12 protein-coding genes are annotated in these 14,651 nt (G+C 61.1%); 5 read left to right on the top strand and 7 right to left on the bottom strand.

Annotation, left to right across the window (positions count from 1 at the left end):
* Window positions 1-81: 81 nt before the first annotated feature.
* The gene (locus tag KW821_RS15975; protein WP_042654852.1) at window positions 82-360 is read left to right on the top strand and encodes a YcgL domain-containing protein; all 279 of its coding nucleotides are present in this window, start codon (window positions 82-84) and stop codon (window positions 358-360) included.
* Window positions 360-1,319 carry a lytic transglycosylase domain-containing protein gene (locus KW821_RS15970; protein ID WP_218292138.1) on the top strand — a complete coding sequence of 320 codons (960 nt, stop codon included), beginning with the start codon at window positions 360-362 and terminating at the stop codon, window positions 1,317-1,319. The genes KW821_RS15975 and KW821_RS15970 overlap by 1 nt, the downstream gene beginning before the upstream one ends.
* 143 nt (window positions 1,320-1,462) lie before the next feature.
* Here the strand turns inward: KW821_RS15970 and KW821_RS15965 are convergent, their stop codons facing one another.
* The 3 genes from KW821_RS15965 to KW821_RS15955 form a co-directional block, all read right to left on the bottom strand.
* Window positions 1,463-2,833 (bottom strand): L-serine ammonia-lyase, encoded by a 1,371-nt coding sequence (locus KW821_RS15965; protein ID WP_042654850.1) that lies wholly within the window; start codon window positions 2,831-2,833, stop codon window positions 1,463-1,465.
* A 286-nt stretch (window positions 2,834-3,119) separates the two neighbouring features.
* Window positions 3,120-4,502: an L-serine ammonia-lyase gene (locus tag KW821_RS15960; RefSeq protein WP_042654849.1), complete on the bottom strand. Its 1,383-nt coding sequence runs from the start codon at window positions 4,500-4,502 to the stop codon at window positions 3,120-3,122.
* Between the two features lie 167 nt (window positions 4,503-4,669).
* Entirely contained in the window at window positions 4,670-4,954 is a 285-nt protein-coding gene (locus KW821_RS15955; RefSeq protein WP_042654848.1) for a pyrimidine/purine nucleoside phosphorylase, read from the bottom strand.
* Window positions 4,955-5,224: 270 nt separating this feature from the next.
* Here KW821_RS15955 and KW821_RS15950 point away from each other — a divergent pair, with 270 nt between their 5' ends.
* Window positions 5,225-6,463: a dicarboxylate/amino acid:cation symporter gene (locus KW821_RS15950; RefSeq protein ID WP_084228415.1), complete on the top strand. Its 1,239-nt coding sequence runs from the start codon at window positions 5,225-5,227 to the stop codon at window positions 6,461-6,463.
* 145 nt (window positions 6,464-6,608) lie between these two features.
* Here the strand turns inward: KW821_RS15950 and KW821_RS15945 are convergent, their stop codons facing one another.
* Window positions 6,609-7,004 (bottom strand): MerR family DNA-binding transcriptional regulator, encoded by a 396-nt coding sequence (locus tag KW821_RS15945; protein WP_218292137.1) that lies wholly within the window; start codon window positions 7,002-7,004, stop codon window positions 6,609-6,611.
* A 133-nt stretch (window positions 7,005-7,137) separates the two neighbouring features.
* Between KW821_RS15945 and KW821_RS15940 the strand changes: the two genes are divergently transcribed.
* Complete coding sequence (locus KW821_RS15940; protein ID WP_218292136.1) at window positions 7,138-8,301, top strand: acetyl-CoA C-acyltransferase; 1,164 nt, start codon at window positions 7,138-7,140, stop codon at window positions 8,299-8,301.
* A gap of 473 nt (window positions 8,302-8,774) precedes the next feature.
* Window positions 8,775-10,079, top strand: a complete 1,305-nt coding sequence (locus tag KW821_RS15935) for an outer membrane protein transport protein (protein WP_218292135.1) — start codon at window positions 8,775-8,777, stop codon at window positions 10,077-10,079.
* A 95-nt stretch (window positions 10,080-10,174) separates the two neighbouring features.
* Here KW821_RS15935 and KW821_RS15930 read toward each other — a convergent pair whose 3' ends face one another.
* From KW821_RS15930 to KW821_RS15920, 3 genes are all read right to left on the bottom strand, one after another.
* Complete coding sequence (locus tag KW821_RS15930) at window positions 10,175-11,398, bottom strand: EAL and HDOD domain-containing protein (protein WP_218292134.1); 1,224 nt, start codon at window positions 11,396-11,398, stop codon at window positions 10,175-10,177.
* Window positions 11,399-11,513: 115 nt separating this feature from the next.
* Window positions 11,514-12,770 carry an outer membrane protein transport protein gene (locus KW821_RS15925; RefSeq protein WP_218292133.1) on the bottom strand — a complete coding sequence of 419 codons (1,257 nt, stop codon included), beginning with the start codon at window positions 12,768-12,770 and terminating at the stop codon, window positions 11,514-11,516.
* 252 nt (window positions 12,771-13,022) lie between these two features.
* Entirely contained in the window at window positions 13,023-14,294 is a 1,272-nt protein-coding gene (locus tag KW821_RS15920; protein ID WP_218292132.1) for an outer membrane protein transport protein, read from the bottom strand.
* Window positions 14,295-14,651: the final 357 nt, after the last annotated feature.

The raw sequence follows: 14,651 nt of genomic DNA, 5'->3' as shown, positions 1-14,651 counted from the left end.
ATACGTTATTGTTATTCAATTCCTGATGTTATAGTTTGCCACCATCAGAGGCAATAAACCCGTCGGATTATATCAATTTCCATGTTGTGTGCAGTCTATAAAAGTCGCAAAAAAGCCGAGACCTATCTTTTTATTGAAAGAAGAGAGGATTTCTCCCGTGTGCCAGAGGCACTGATGAGTACCTTCGGTCGTCCCGAGCTGGTCTTGATGACCAAGCTGGACCCGGCCAAGCCCTTGGGGATCGCCTCGACCGAGCGCGTGATGGAGGCGCTGCAACGGCAGGGCTTCTATCTGCAGGTCCCCCCACCGCCGGAGAATTTGCTGGAGCAACACAAGGCGCAATTAAAGGCCTCGGCCTGATGCAGGGTCGGTTGGCGCTGTTATTGCTGGGGGCGCTATTAAGCGCGCCGCTGCAGGCCAGACCCGACTTTGCGCAGTATGTGGCCGGGCTGCGACAGGAAGCGCTCGCGGCCGGGATCCCGGCCGCCACCCTGGACGCCGCCTTTGCCGATATCCGGATCATCGAGCCGGCCATCAAACACGATCAGAATCAGCCGGAATTTAAACTGACGCTGGATACTTATATTCCCCGTGCCGTCCCCCAATGGAAAGTCAATCAGGCGAGAGCCTTATATCGCCGGCATTTGCCGTTGCTCACCAAAATAGGCCATGAATATGGGGTTCAACCCCGTTTTATTGTCGCCTTGTGGGGCATAGAAACCAATTTCGGCAAATTGACCGGACACTTTCCGCTGATATCGTCGCTGACGACCCTGGCCTGGGAAGGGCGGCGGGAGGCCTTCTTCAAGGCCCAGTTGTTCGATGCCCTGCGCATCATAGAGCAGGGACATGTGAGCCCGGCTGACTTCAAGGGCTCCTGGGCGGGGGCCATGGGGCAGGTGCAGTTCATGCCTTCGTCCTTCCTCAAGTATGCGGTCGATCAGGATGGGGACGGCAGGAAGGATCTGTGGGGCAATCTCGCGGATGTGTTTGGTTCGGCTGCCAATTATCTGCATCAGAACGGCTGGCGCGAGGATGAAACCTGGGGGCGGCGAGTCAGAGTGCCGGCGGCGCTGGACCCCGCCCTGCTCGGGCTGGAGCGGCGCAAGCCGTTGTCGGCCTGGCAGGCGCTCGGGGTACGCCAGCTCGATGGCTCAGCCTTGCCTAGGGTAGGTATGCAGGCCTCCCTCATCCGGCCGGACGATGTCCAGGGGCGCAGCTATCTCGCCTACGACAATTATCGGGTGCTGCGTCACTGGAATCGCTCCCACTATTTTGTGGTGGCGGTCGGGACCCTGGCCGATCGCATCGTGGAATAATGGGCCGGGTCTGTGTCGCCTTGGCCGAAATAGCCGAGGCTGGCCGCGCAATATCGGTGGTGGCAGTTTGATCAGCAGGGCCTGAATAACAGGCAATAAAAAAGGCGGGATTCCCCGCCTTTTTTGCATCTCAGATTTGCGATTTATTCGCAGGCAACCTGCATCACCTTGATGGCCAGGCCACCGCGGGAGGTCTCACGGTACTTGGAGTCCATGTCCTTGCCGGTGATGTACATGGTCTCGATCACCTTGTCCAGTGACACGCGCGGCTTGGAGGTGCGACGCAGCGCCATGCGGGAGGAGTTGACCGCCTTCATGGCGGCGATGGCGTTGCGCTCGATGCAGGGCACCTGCACCTGACCGGCCACCGGATCACAGGTCAGACCCAGGTTGTGTTCCATGCCGATCTCGGCGGCTTCACACACCTGCTCCGGGCTGCCGCCCATCAGTTCGGTCAGGCCGGCGGCGGCCATGGAGCAGGAGACACCCACTTCACCTTGGCAGCCCACTTCGGCGCCGGAGATGGAGGCGTTCATCTTGTAGAGCATGCCGACGGCGGCGGAGGCCAGATAGAAGCGGGTGTATTCGTCGCGGCCGACCGGTTGGATGAACTTGTCGTAGTAGGCCAGCACGGCCGGGATGATACCGGCGGCGCCGTTGGTCGGCGCGGTGACCACGCGGCCACCGGCGGCGTTCTCTTCACTCACCGCCAGGGCAAACATGTTGACCCAGTCGACGATGCTCATGGGATCGTTGGAGAGATGCTCGTTGGTGGTCAGCTGACGGTAGAGCGGGGCGGCACGACGGGGGACGCGCAGCGGGCCGGCCAGGATCCCTTCGGTGCGGCAGCCGCGCTCGATCCCTTCCCGCATGGTGGTCCAGATCTTGCCCAGCTTCTTGTAGATCTCTTCCGGGGTGTTGAAGCACTTCTCGTTTTCCAGCATCAGGGCGGAGATGGAGAAACCGGTCTGGCTGCAGTGGGCGAGCAGCTCGGCCGCGCTCTTGAACGGGTAGCTCACCGACATGTCGCCGCTGTCGGCCTTGCCGAAGTTCTCTTCGTCGACGATGAAACCACCACCGATGGAGTAATAGGTCTTGCTGTAGACAGCCTCATCTTCGATGAAGGCGGTCAGCTTCATGCCGTTTTCGTGCAGCGGCAGGGCCTCGTCATGGAACACCATGGCACCCTGCGGGAAGCTGACGGTGTGGCAATGCAGGCCGATCGGCAGGCGGCCGGTCTGCTCGACACGGGAGATGAATTCGGGGATGCCGTCGATGTCGACATTTTCCGGCAGGTTGCCGGCCAGACCCATGATGATAGCGGTATCGGTATGGTGACCTTTACCGGTCCAGGAGAGGGAGCCATAGACGTCGACCTGGATCCGGGTGATGTCACGGATCTTGCCGCCAGCACGCAGATCATCCACGAACTGCTTGGCTGCTTTCATCGGGCCGACAGTGTGGGAAGAGGAGGGGCCAACACCGATTTTGAAGATATCAAAAACGCTGATCATGTAACAATTACCTCAGGGTAGAAGGGGGCGTCATGCCCGCTCGCAGAAAGGGGGTGATCCATGGGACGGGTCTGTCGTCACAAAGGCCAATGAACCAGATAACCGCAGTGTAACGGTTCAATACCTAAAAAAAGTTGAAACAGATCTATTTTTGTTGAATCTCTGGCGCGAGTATAAAATTAATTTTGATGGTTATCCATTTTGTTAAGTGCTTGGCAAACGTTTCGCGAAAAAATACCCGGCCTGGCCGGGTATCGTGGGACGAAGTGGAGTCAATTAGCATTTTTTAACATTCTGTAATGTTAACAGCCAGGCCGCCGCGCGCCGTCTCCTTGTACTTGGTCTTCATGTCGTTGCCGGTTTCCCACATGGTCTTGATCACCTTGTCCAGCGACACCTTGTGTTCGCCGGTGCCGCGCAGGGCCAGCCGGGCGGCGTTGATCGCCTTGACCGCCCCCATGGCGTTGCGCTCTATGCAGGGCACCTGCACCAGGCCGCCGATGGGATCGCAGGTCAGCCCTAAGTTGTGCTCCATGCCGATCTCGGCGGCGTTCTCGACCACCCCCGGGCTGCCGCCGAGCAGCTCGGCCAGGGCCCCGGCCGCCATGGAGCAGGCGACACCCACTTCGCCCTGGCAACCCACCTCGGCCCCCGACAGGGAGGCGTTCTTCTTATATAGGATGCCGATGGCGGCGGCAGTGAGGAAGTAGTGCAGCAGCAGCTCGTCATCCACCTTGCGCACGAAGCGATCGTAGTAATGCAGCACCGCCGGGATGATGCCGGCGGCGCCGTTGGTGGGCGCCGTCACCACCCGGCCACCGGCGGCGTTCTCTTCGTTGACGGCGAGCGCAAACAGATCCACCCACTCCATCACCATCAGGGGATCCTTGTTGAAGTTGGTCTCGCCGTTGAGCTGGCGATAGAGGCCAGGGGCGCGGCGCTTCACCTTGAGCCCGCCCGGCAATATCCCCTCGCTGCGACAGCCGCGCTCGACACAGCCCTGCATCGCCTGCCAGATCTTGCGCAGGCCCGCCTTTATCTCCTGCTCGCTGCGAAACACCTTCTCGTTGGCCAGCATCAGGCCGGAGATGGAGAGGCCGCTCTCCTGGCAGTGGGCCAGCAGCTGGGCACCGCTCTCGAACGGGTAGGGGACGGGGTGGGCGGCGTCGAACCTGGCCGCCTCCTCCTTGGCGTTGGCGAAGTGGCTCTCCTCGATGATGAAGCCGCCACCGATGGAGTAGTAGGTCTGCTCGAACAGCAGCTCATCGGCTGCGAAGGCGCGCAGTGTCATGCCGTTGGAGTGGGCGGGCAGGGTCTTGCGCCGGTTGAAGATGATGGCGCCGACCCGGGGGAAATGGCTCGGCTGCTCCCCTGCCAGGCGCAGCGTCTGGCTGTGCTCTACCTGGCCCAGAAAGGCGGGGATGGCCTCGATATCCACCAATTCCGGCTCAAACCCGGCCAGCCCCAGGATGATGGCCTTGCCGGTGCCATGACCCTTGCCGGTCTGGCCGAGGGAGCCATAGCACTCGACCACGACCCGCTCGGTGCGGGAGAGGTGCCCTGCCTGCTTGAGTGCATTGACGAAGGCACAGGAGGCCCGCATCGGTCCCACTGTGTGGGAGGAGGAGGGGCCGATCCCGATGGAAAACAGGTCGAAGACACTGATCATGACGTACTCCGATTATGGATTTCGTCTAAACATTGTAAATTTTTTGTAGTCGATGGAAAGGGGGGAAGCGACGGCTTGTGATGGCGGTGTGGAAATGGGGCACTACAGGCTGGGCTAAAGGAGCCACGGGGAGCGGGTTGGCGCCCGTGGCCCGCATTGCGCCGCTATCAGTCGAGGAACTCGCACAGATAGGCAGTCGGGGTCTTCACGACCAGCTTGAAGGAGGAGTGGCCGGCCACGTCGAAGGATTGGCCCTGGCCATAGCTGTGCCACTCATCTTCATCGGCCAGCTGGATGGTCAGGGCACCCTTGATCACCGTCATCCGTTCGGGGGCGGCGGTGTTGAACAGGTAGTCACCCGCATCCATCACACCGACGGTGGCTTTCTCGCCTTTCTGCTCGAAACCGATGGATTTAACATTTCCATCAAAATACTCGTTAACTTTCAGCATCTTTTCTTCCCTGTATGCACGTTTGCCAAGCCAACGTAGCACACTTTTTTGGCGGTTGTCATGGTGAAACAGGGAAAAAAACGATTGCTTCTTATGAGTCTTCACTTTGTGGCCACTATGCAAATGTTCGCTACGTTCAGGAATCACGATGTTAAACGGAGAATAAATATGAGATAAAGCGCGCCGCCAGCGTAATGGCGAGGCTTTATGGCCCCAAGTGGTCGATTGCACTGGGAAAGTGTGAATAATTGCTAATTAAAGGAACATTCTGTGTTAACAAAAGGACTCATTAAGAACATTGGCTTCCAGGTCGTGGTCGCCATGGTACTGGGGGCACTGGTCGGGGCGTTCATGGGTGAACAGGCCACCGTCTTCGCACCGCTCGGTACCCTCTTCATCCAGCTGATCAAGATGCTGGTGATCCCGCTGGTGGCGGTGGCCATCTTGTCGGGGGCCGCCAATCTGGGGGCCAGCCCGGCCGCGGGCAAGATCGGCATCACCACGCTCGCCTTCTTCCTCGGCACCTCGGCGCTGGCGGTGTTGCTGGCTCTGGTGATGGGCCAGGTCTTCAAGCCCGGGGTCGGGGTCGAATTCGGCACCATGGCGGAGATGTTTACCGGTGACTACGCCGACAAGGGAGCCCTGCCGGATGCCGTGGCCACCCTGCTCGGCATGATCCCGACCAACGTGTTCCAGTCCCTGAACGAGGCGAACATCCTGCAGATCCTGGTGTTCTGCATGTTCCTCGGCATCGCGCTGGCCAAGCAGCCTCGCGAGCGGGCCAAGCCGCTGGTGGACGGGCTCAACACCCTGGTCGACGCCTTCGTCTGGATGATCAACAAGGTGATGCTGATCGCTCCCATAGGGGTATTCGGGCTGATGGCCGATGCCATCGGCACCTACGGCTTCGATGTGCTGACCCTGGTGCTCAAGCTGTTCCTGGTCTACGTTGGCGCCATCCTGATCTTCGGCTTCGTGGTCTACCCGCTGCTGATCGTGATCTTCTCCAACACGCCGGTGCGCAAGTACTTCTCGGCGATGAAGAAGCCGCAGATCGTCGCCTTCTCCACCGCCTCTTCCATGGCGACCCTGCCGGTCAACATGGAGACCTGCGAGCAGGAGCTGAAGGTCACCAACGCCACCGCCTCCTTCGTGCTGCCGCTCGGCGCCACCATCAACATGAGTGGCAACGCCATCTATTACGGCCTGGTCGCCATCTTCTTCGCCCAGGTCTATCAGATCGATCTGACCATGGGCGCCTGGGTGGCCATCATACTGACCGCGACCTTGGGGGCAATCGGTCAGGCCGGCGTGCCGGGGCCGAGCTTCCTGGTGGTAGCCGTGCTGCTGGCGGCCGGGATCCCCATCGAGGGGCTGCCGCTGCTGTTTGCACTGGATCGCCTGTTCGACATGATCCGCACTGCGCTCAACATCACCGGGGATGCGGCCTGCGCCATCATCGTCGACCGTTACAGCCCGGATTACGATCCGGATCGCTGGAACAAGTGAGCCTGAGCTGAACTGCCGCCTGCCTCTATGGCAGGCACACCAAAAAGAAGAGGGAGGCCTATGCCTCCCTCTTCTTTTATTCGCGACGAGGCGAACGGCCTGCTCGCCGGCACCTAACAAACCGGCACCGACCGGGCGTCTCTCGCTACTGCAACTGCGCCAGGGCTTGCTGGCAGCGCTGCTCGGCGGCCTCGAGCTCCAGCAGCACCATCTTGATGTCCTCCAGCTGCTGCTCCAGGGTTTCACGCTTGTCGGCCACCAGGCCCAGCATGGTCTGCAGCTGGGTGCGGCTGCTCTTGTCTGCGTCATAGAGATCGAACAGCTCGCGAATGTCCGCCAGACTGAACCCCAGGCGCTTGCCGCGCAGGGTCAGCTTGAGGCGCACCCTATCCTGTCTGCTGTAGATCCGGGTCTGGCCCTGGCGGGTCGGATTCAGCAGACCCTGATCTTCATAGAAGCGGATACTGCGGGTCGTCACATCAAATTCACGGGCCAGCTCGCTGATGCTGTAGGTCCGGGTGTCATCCTTGGATATGGTCATACGGCTGTCTTGGCTGCCATCTTGGTTGTCAATGCAGGCTGGCACCTTACCCAAACGTCAACTTCCCCGCAAGTCTTGTTCCCGCTCCGGCATCGGCATATGTTATCCCTATGTAACAAGGAGACAGTGACCGATGGATATTGTGATAGTGGCGGCCAAGCGGACCCCCATGGGCGCCTTCCAGGGCGCCTTGAGCAGCCAGAGTGCCCCCGAGCTGGGGGCCTGCGCCATCGCCGCGGCCCTGGCGGCGGCCGGGCTCGGGGGAGGGCAGGTGGATGAGGTCTACATGGGCAACGTGCTCAGTGCCGGGCTGGGGCAGGCCCCTGCCCGCCAGGCGGCGCTCAAGGCCGGGCTGCCGGACAGCGTGCCCTGTACCACCATCAACAAGGTGTGCGGCTCCGGCATGAAGGCGGTGATGCTGGCGGCCGACAGCCTGCGGCTCGGCGAGGCCGAGGTGGTGGTGGCCGGCGGCATGGAGAGCATGACGCGGGCGCCCTACCTGCTCGACAAGGCGCGCGGCGGTTTTCGCATGGGCCATCAGAGCGTGCTGGATCACATGTTCCTCGACGGGCTGCAGGATGCCTACGAGGGGCACCTGATGGGGCATTATGCGCAGGCGAGTGCCGATCGGGCCGGACTGACCCGGGCCGACATGGATGCCTTCGCCATCGCCTCCCTGGAGCGGGCCCTGGCGGCGCAACGCAGCGGTGCGTTCGGGGCCGAGCTGACCCCGGTGATGGCGCATGATCAACTGCTGCTGGCCGAGGACGAACAGCCCGCCAAGGCTAGACCCGACAAGATACCCACCTTGAAACCTGCCTTCGGCAAGCAAGGCACCATTACCGCGGCCAACGCCAGCTCGATCTCGGACGGTGCGGCGGCGCTGGTCCTGATGCGGGCCGAGACCGCCGCCCGGCTGGGGCTGCCGGTGTTGGCGAGGATAGTGGGCTATCAGAGCCATGCCGCCCTGCCGGCCGAGTTCACCAGCGCTCCCGTCGGGGCCATCGACAAGCTGCTGGCACGCGTCGGCTGGCGGGTGGACGAGGTGGATCTGTTCGAGGTGAACGAGGCCTTCGCCATGGTCAGCATGCTGGCCATGTCGGGCTGCAACATCCCCCACCACAAGCTGAACGTGAACGGGGGGGCCTGCGCCCTTGGTCATCCCCTTGGCGCCAGCGGTGCCCGCATCCTGGTGACCCTGATCCATGCCCTGCGTCTGCGAGGCTCGCGGCGTGGGGTGGCGAGCCTGTGCATCGGTGGTGGGGAGGCGACCGCCCTGGCCGTCGAGCTGGACTGAGCCAGCCAACCACATCGGCGACGGGCCTCTTCGAGGGACGTCCGGCGCCATGCCACCTCGGCTCTTGAGGTGGTAGTACTCTTATAGTGCTCGTCATGCTGGCCGCGATGGCGGCCGGCTTATCTGACTCGCGCATCCAAATCGGCGACTCAGTGCATATCAATCCCCCTTATCTCTGCCCGGCTCACCCGCTCCCTTCTTAGTGGCGTCATGGCGGCTAAAAGCCCAGTTATTGGATGGAAAAGGCAGGATTTTGCGCCCATTCAGCCGCGATTAAGCTTGGCGGCCAATTTGGTCACTGGTCTGATTTGTTGGCGGGGGCAGGGATCCCTACCATGCGCCGACACTTTTTGCCGCCCTCATCTCGAGCCGGCTCCCCGCCGACTCAGGGCCGTGCCACGCCAGCCCAGGCTGGCGCGATGACATCTATCCCGAGTGCCCGCCTTGTGGCGGGTACCAACACGAGAATCCCCATGACCACATTATTCAAGGGCCGCGCCCTCGCCAGTACCCTGGCGCTGTTGGCCACCAACAGCTTCGCCTCCGGTTTCCAGATCAACGAGCACTCCGCCGCCGGCCTCGGCCGCGCCTTTGCGGGGGAGGGTGCCATCGCCGACAACGCGTCGGTGCTGGGCCGCAACCCGGCCGCCATGATGATGTTCGACAAGACCGCCGTCTCCATGGCCGCCACCATGGTGGATCCGGACTACAGCGTGGACGGGGCCTTCGTCACCGATCTGCCGGGTAGCCGGTTTGATTCCAGCACCGCCGCCAGCCATGGCAACGCCGGTCCCAATGCGGTGGTGCCCGCCGCCTACCTGATCCACCCCATCAACGAGCAGTGGGCGGTCGGTTTCGCCATGATGACCAACTATGGTCTGGGCACCCGCTTCGACGACAGCTTCGGTGCGGGCAGCAATCCTGCCGCCGGCCTGTTGGCGGGGGAGACCTCGCTGATGAGTGTCAACCTGAACCCCAATGTGGCTTACCGCATCAACGAGCAGTGGAGCCTGGGTGCCGGCGTCAACTACACCATCGCCACCGGTTATGTGGATCGGGTCAATCCCAATGCGAACCCCAATGGTTCCCACAATACCCTGGCCAACTTCGATGGCTCTGGCAACGGCTGGGGCTGGAACGTCGGCGGCCTGTTCGAGATCAACCAGGACAACCGCCTGGCGCTGACCTACCGTTCCCAGATCGACGTGGAGCTGGAGGGAGATTACACCGGGGCTGTTGGCGCTCCCGGTTACCAGGCCGATGCCACGGTCGATGTGCCCATGCCCGCCATCGCCGAGTTCTCCGGCTATCACCGTCTGAACCAGCAATTTGCGCTGCATTACTCGGTGATGTGGACCGACTGGAGTGCCTTTGAAAAGCTGGAGGCAGTCAGCGAGCAGTGCAATCTACCGGGCGGCGTCTGCCTGAGCAAGAACGAGCAGTTGCAGGATGCGATGCGCTACGCGGTCGGCGCGACCTGGTATGTGAACCCGCAGTGGGAGGCGCGCGTCGGCGTCGCCTATGACGAGTCGGCCGTACAGAGCGAGCACGCCACCATTAGTCTGCCGGATGCAGACAAGTGGTGGTACAGCGCGGGGGCGACCTACCATCTGGATGAGACCAAGAGCATCGACTTCGGCATGACCTATATCAATGGGGAAGCGAGTGAGGTGAAGGAAGGGGTTCACAACAACGACCCGGGTCAGCCGTTCTATTTCGAAGGCAACAACGAAGGCAACGCCTTCCTGGCCTCGGTTCAGTTCAACATGCTGTTCTAAATGAAAAAGGTCCCTCTTGAGGGACCTTTTTTCTGGGGCCTGATGGGCGGCGAGGGGCCGATCGCCACCTGCTTGGTTGGCAGCGGCTTCGTCTTTCAGTCAGTCCCCGCCATGGCCTGGATCTGCTCATTGACCCAGGTGGTGGCGGCCAGATAGAGGTGGCTGACCTTCTCCTCAGTGAGCTCGAGCCGGGCCGTGCTGGCCGCGATCCGTGGCCAGTTCGCATTCTCATAATCTTCACAAAAGGCAAGGTAGAAACCCAGGCTGCCCTTGCGCTCCAGCAGGGCGGCGCGGATCTCGGCCGTCAGCGGGATGGAGCCGAGCAACTGATCCAGCGGTTGACCCAGCAAGACATCCAGCAAGGAGAACAAGCCGGTGATGAAGGCCTGCTGCGCCTGCCGGGTCGGGGCGTGGGTCTGTGCCAGCAGTTCGCAGAAGCGGGCCCGGATGAGCGACATCTGATAGAGCTCACCACTCTTGTCATGGCCGGCGCTGGTGGCGGCGACCAGGGCCACGAAGCGTTTCAACTGGGCGTGACCCAGGTAGCTGGCCGCCTGGCGAAACGAGGCGATGGGCTGGGGGAAGCGCTTGAGGTGATTGACGTAGCGCAGCAGCTTGAGGGAGAGGGAGACATCCTGGTTGAGCAACTGCTCTATCCTGTCCAGATCCGGATCCGCCTGATTGACGACCTCGAGCAGTTGCATCACCACCAGCTGATCCGGCTGCAGGGTGGTCTGTTGCACCATCTCGGGCCGGCTGAAGAAGAAGCCCTGAAACAGCTCGACCCCCAGGCTCTTCATCCGTTCAAACTCCAGCTTGTCCTCCACCTTCTCGGCAAGGTAGGTGAGCGGCAGGTGGCGGTGACTCAGGATGAAACCTTCGATCTTCGCCAGCGAAGTGGCCCGCAAGTCGAACTTGATGATGTGGATGAAGGGCAGAAAGCGCTCCCAGGCGGGGGAGAGGGTGAAATCATCCAGGGCCAGTCGATAGCCCAGCTGGTGCAACTGGCGCACCTTGGCCAGCAGCGCGTCGTCCGGGGTGGCATCTTCCAGTATTTCGATGACCACCTTGTCCTGGGGCAGGCACTCGGCCAGCCCGTCCAGCAGCAGGGAGTGGGGAAAATTGATGAAGCAGAGGCGCCCGCCGAGCAGCTGATCGATGTTCTGTTGCAGAAACTGTTCGGCCACCAGCCTGGCGGTGGCCTGTCGGGCGGAGATCAGGGGGAACACGTTATCCAGACTGTCGCGAAACAGCAGCTCATAGGCATGGGTGTTCAATTCCCGATCCAGGATGGGCTGCCTTGCTACATAGGAATACATGCATCTCTCCAGCATGGGTGCTGGCTTGATTCTATTGGGAAGCGGATCACTATGCCAGCGCTGGTCGGGTTGCACCGGTCAACAACTGGCATAGTGCTTGATAAGGTCGGGGCGGTTAGAAGAGGTAGTTCAGCTGCAGGCCGGCCAGCCAGGCGTCCCCCTCCGAGGTGCCCTGGAAGCTCGAGCTGGTCTGCGGCACGCCGGGCTTGAGCTGCATGGTTTCGGTCACATCGACCTTCTTGCCGTCGAGCAGGGTCAGGCCAAGGTCCAGCGAGAGGTTGCGATCCAGCTGATAGCCCAGCCCGGCGCTGTACCAGATCCGGTCCGAGTCGGGGATGGAGATGGTGCGGCGATCGGCGGGTACCGGGCTGCGATCATAGGCCAGACCGGAGCGCAGCTGCCACTGGGGCGCCAGCTGATAGGTCAGGCCGACGGCGTAGCGCCAGCTGTCTTCCCAGTGCTCATCCTTGATGTGCATGCTGCCATAGTGATCGAGCTCGGACTCCAGCTGGACGAACTTGCTCCAGTTGGTCCAGTTGATACTCGAATGCAGCGCCAGCGCCGGGGTCAGCTGGTGGAACAGCGCCAGCTCGGCGGTGGCGGGCAGCGGCAAATCCAGGCTGCCGGTGTCGGTGAAGGTTCGCCCCTGCAGATCGGTGCCGATGGCGTCGCCGGACAGGGTCAGGGTCACGTCGTGACGATAGGAGAGGCCGATGCGCGTCGCCTGTGACAGCTCAAGCAAGGTGCCCAGATTCCATCCCAGTGCCCAGCCATCCCCCTTGAGGTGCTTGGCAATCTTGTTGTTGGAGGGGAAGGTGCCGCCCACTTCTCCCTCGCCCTGAATGGCGGACAGGCCGGCCCCGACACTCCACATCTCGTTGATGCGATAGGCCAGCGAGGCGCCGAGATCCATGGTCTTGATGTCGGACACGTTGCCAAAGTGACCGGCGTTGTAGTTGGCGGGCATCTCGACGCCGAGGCCATAGTAGGAGGTCGCCGCCAGCCCCAGTCGCCAGCGCTCGTTGAGCGGCACTATGAGATAGGCATTGGGCACCCAGGCAGAGGCGGCGATGTCGTGGGCGCTCGCGTCCAGGGTCAGGGGGCCCATGGCGGTCGGCACCCGGGTTGTGCCCTCGATGTTGACGTCGGGGCGAATATAGATGAAGCCGCCGGAGAAGGCCGTGCGCTCGAAGCGGGTCATAGCCGCCGCGTTGCGTGAGAGCACGCTGGCGTTGTCGGCGATGGCGGCTTCACCGGCGAAGGCGCGCCCCATGCCGGTGGCCGATTGCTCGGCCAGCTGGAAACCGGCCGCCTGGGCCTGACCCGACAGCACCAGCAGGGCGATAAGAGAGGGCTTGAGGGAGGGATGCATAGCGTCTTCCTTGGGATGAACTCGTGGTTCATTCTGTTATTTGGTTGGGGGCGGGATTTTATATGGTATGACCAGTAAGGCAATGGAGGCGAGGACGCTGGCGATAAAACGGGATTAAATGCTGGGGAGTGTGGGGCTAACAGGCTGATAAAAAACGAAAAGCGTACAGCTGTTTGCTACAGCTGTACGCTGAAAGCCGGATCCGGTATAAAAAAAGAGCGCCCTGAGGCGCTCTTTTTGCTGATCCCGGGATCAGAACTTCATGTTGAACTGGGCAGAGGCCAGGAAGGCGTTACCGTGGGAGGTGCCTTTCCAGCGCAGCGCGTCGCCGTGGCTACGGAGGCCTTCGTTCACGTCCACTTCCTTGCCATCCAAGTAGGCCATGCCGAAGTCGACGCTCATGTCCTGATCGATGTGGTAGGTGGCACCGGCGCTGTACCAGATACGATCGGAGTCAGGAATACTCAGGCTGCGGTATTCAGGTTCGACCGGGCTGTTGTCGTAGGCGAAGCCGATGCGGGCTTCCCAGGCCGGGTTGACGTACCAGGTACCGCCCAGGGCGTAACGCATGGAGTCTTTGAACTTCTCGTCTTTCTGCAGGCAGACACCGCCGGCACAGGAATCGCTGGTGGCTTTGAGCTCCTGGAAGGCGCTCCAGTCGGTCCAGTTGACGGAGTAGTGCACCGCGAATTGCTGGTTCAGACGGTGGTAGCCGGCGAACTCGGCCTGAGCCGGCAGATCCAGCTTCAGGTTGCCATCGACCACCCGGTTGCCGGAGGTGGCACCCTGGAAGTCACCGTCGAAGCTCAAGTCAACCTGAGAGCGGTAGGTCAGGGCGAGGCGGTTGTACTCGTTGATCTCGTACAGGCCACCGACGTTCCAGCCGAAGCCCCAGGTATCCCCTTTCAGGTGCGCCAGGGGAGTATCGGAGTGGGCACCGGGAATGGCGGCAGCCAGGGCGCCGGCATAGCGGTTCAACTCGGCCTGGGCGTAGACGGCATTGAGGCCGGCACCGATGCTGAAGTTGGAGTTGATGCGATAGGCGACGTTGGGGTTGATGTTGAAGGTCAACAGCTCGGTGTCACCGGCGCCGGCACCGGCCGGGAAGGTCTTGGAATATTCGGTGGCCAGACCGTAGTTGGAGAACAGCCCCAGGCCCCAGGCCCACTGATCGTTCAGCGGCTGGATGAAGTAGGTGGCCGGTACGAAGGCATCCGGTGCTATGTCGCTCTCGCTGGAGGAGGCCAGCTTGTTGGGGCCCGCATAGATGTCACCCGCTACATCTACATCCGGCTTGATGTAGGTACCGGAAACAGACAGTGCCATCTTGTCGAAGGTGGTCATGGCAGCCGGGTTGCGGGACAAGACAGAGGCGTTGTCTGCGATTGCTGCTTCCCCTGCATAGGCGCGCCCCAGACCGGAGGCGGAGTGCTCGTTCAACTGGAACGCGGCGGCAAAGGTCTGGGTGCTGGCCAGGGTCACGGCCGCGGCGATCAGGCTTTTCTTGAAAAAGGCAGTTGTCATAGTGTTCTCTCTTGTAAGCAGATTTTCTGTCGATATCAGGGCTCTTTGGCCGCTATACACGACAAGATCTGTTGTTATGTAAGCTTCTTCCCATTCACTTCTGGCGTGATTCTATGGATCTGGTAGGAGGTAAGAAATCAGACCAGTGACAGCAGAATACATAAAAGTTTCCATTGTGTTAATCATTTGTTTTAACTTGGCGTTTTAATAACCGAATTTATCCATTATTGGATAAATAAAAAACAACAAGTTCCGTTTGTGTCATAAAAATAAATTGGGTGCTGTTGTGGGATCAGGCGGGCAATGAGCGGGAAAAATCGCGTAGTTAGGAATGAACAGGCAGACAACTGGCGTGTC

This window comes from Aeromonas sp. sif2416 (assembly GCF_019218665.1).
In the GTDB taxonomy this organism is placed as follows: domain Bacteria; phylum Pseudomonadota; class Gammaproteobacteria; order Enterobacterales; family Aeromonadaceae; genus Aeromonas; species Aeromonas encheleia.
Note: the sequence above shows the minus strand (reverse complement) of the source record. Positions and strands in the feature narration are given on the sequence as shown.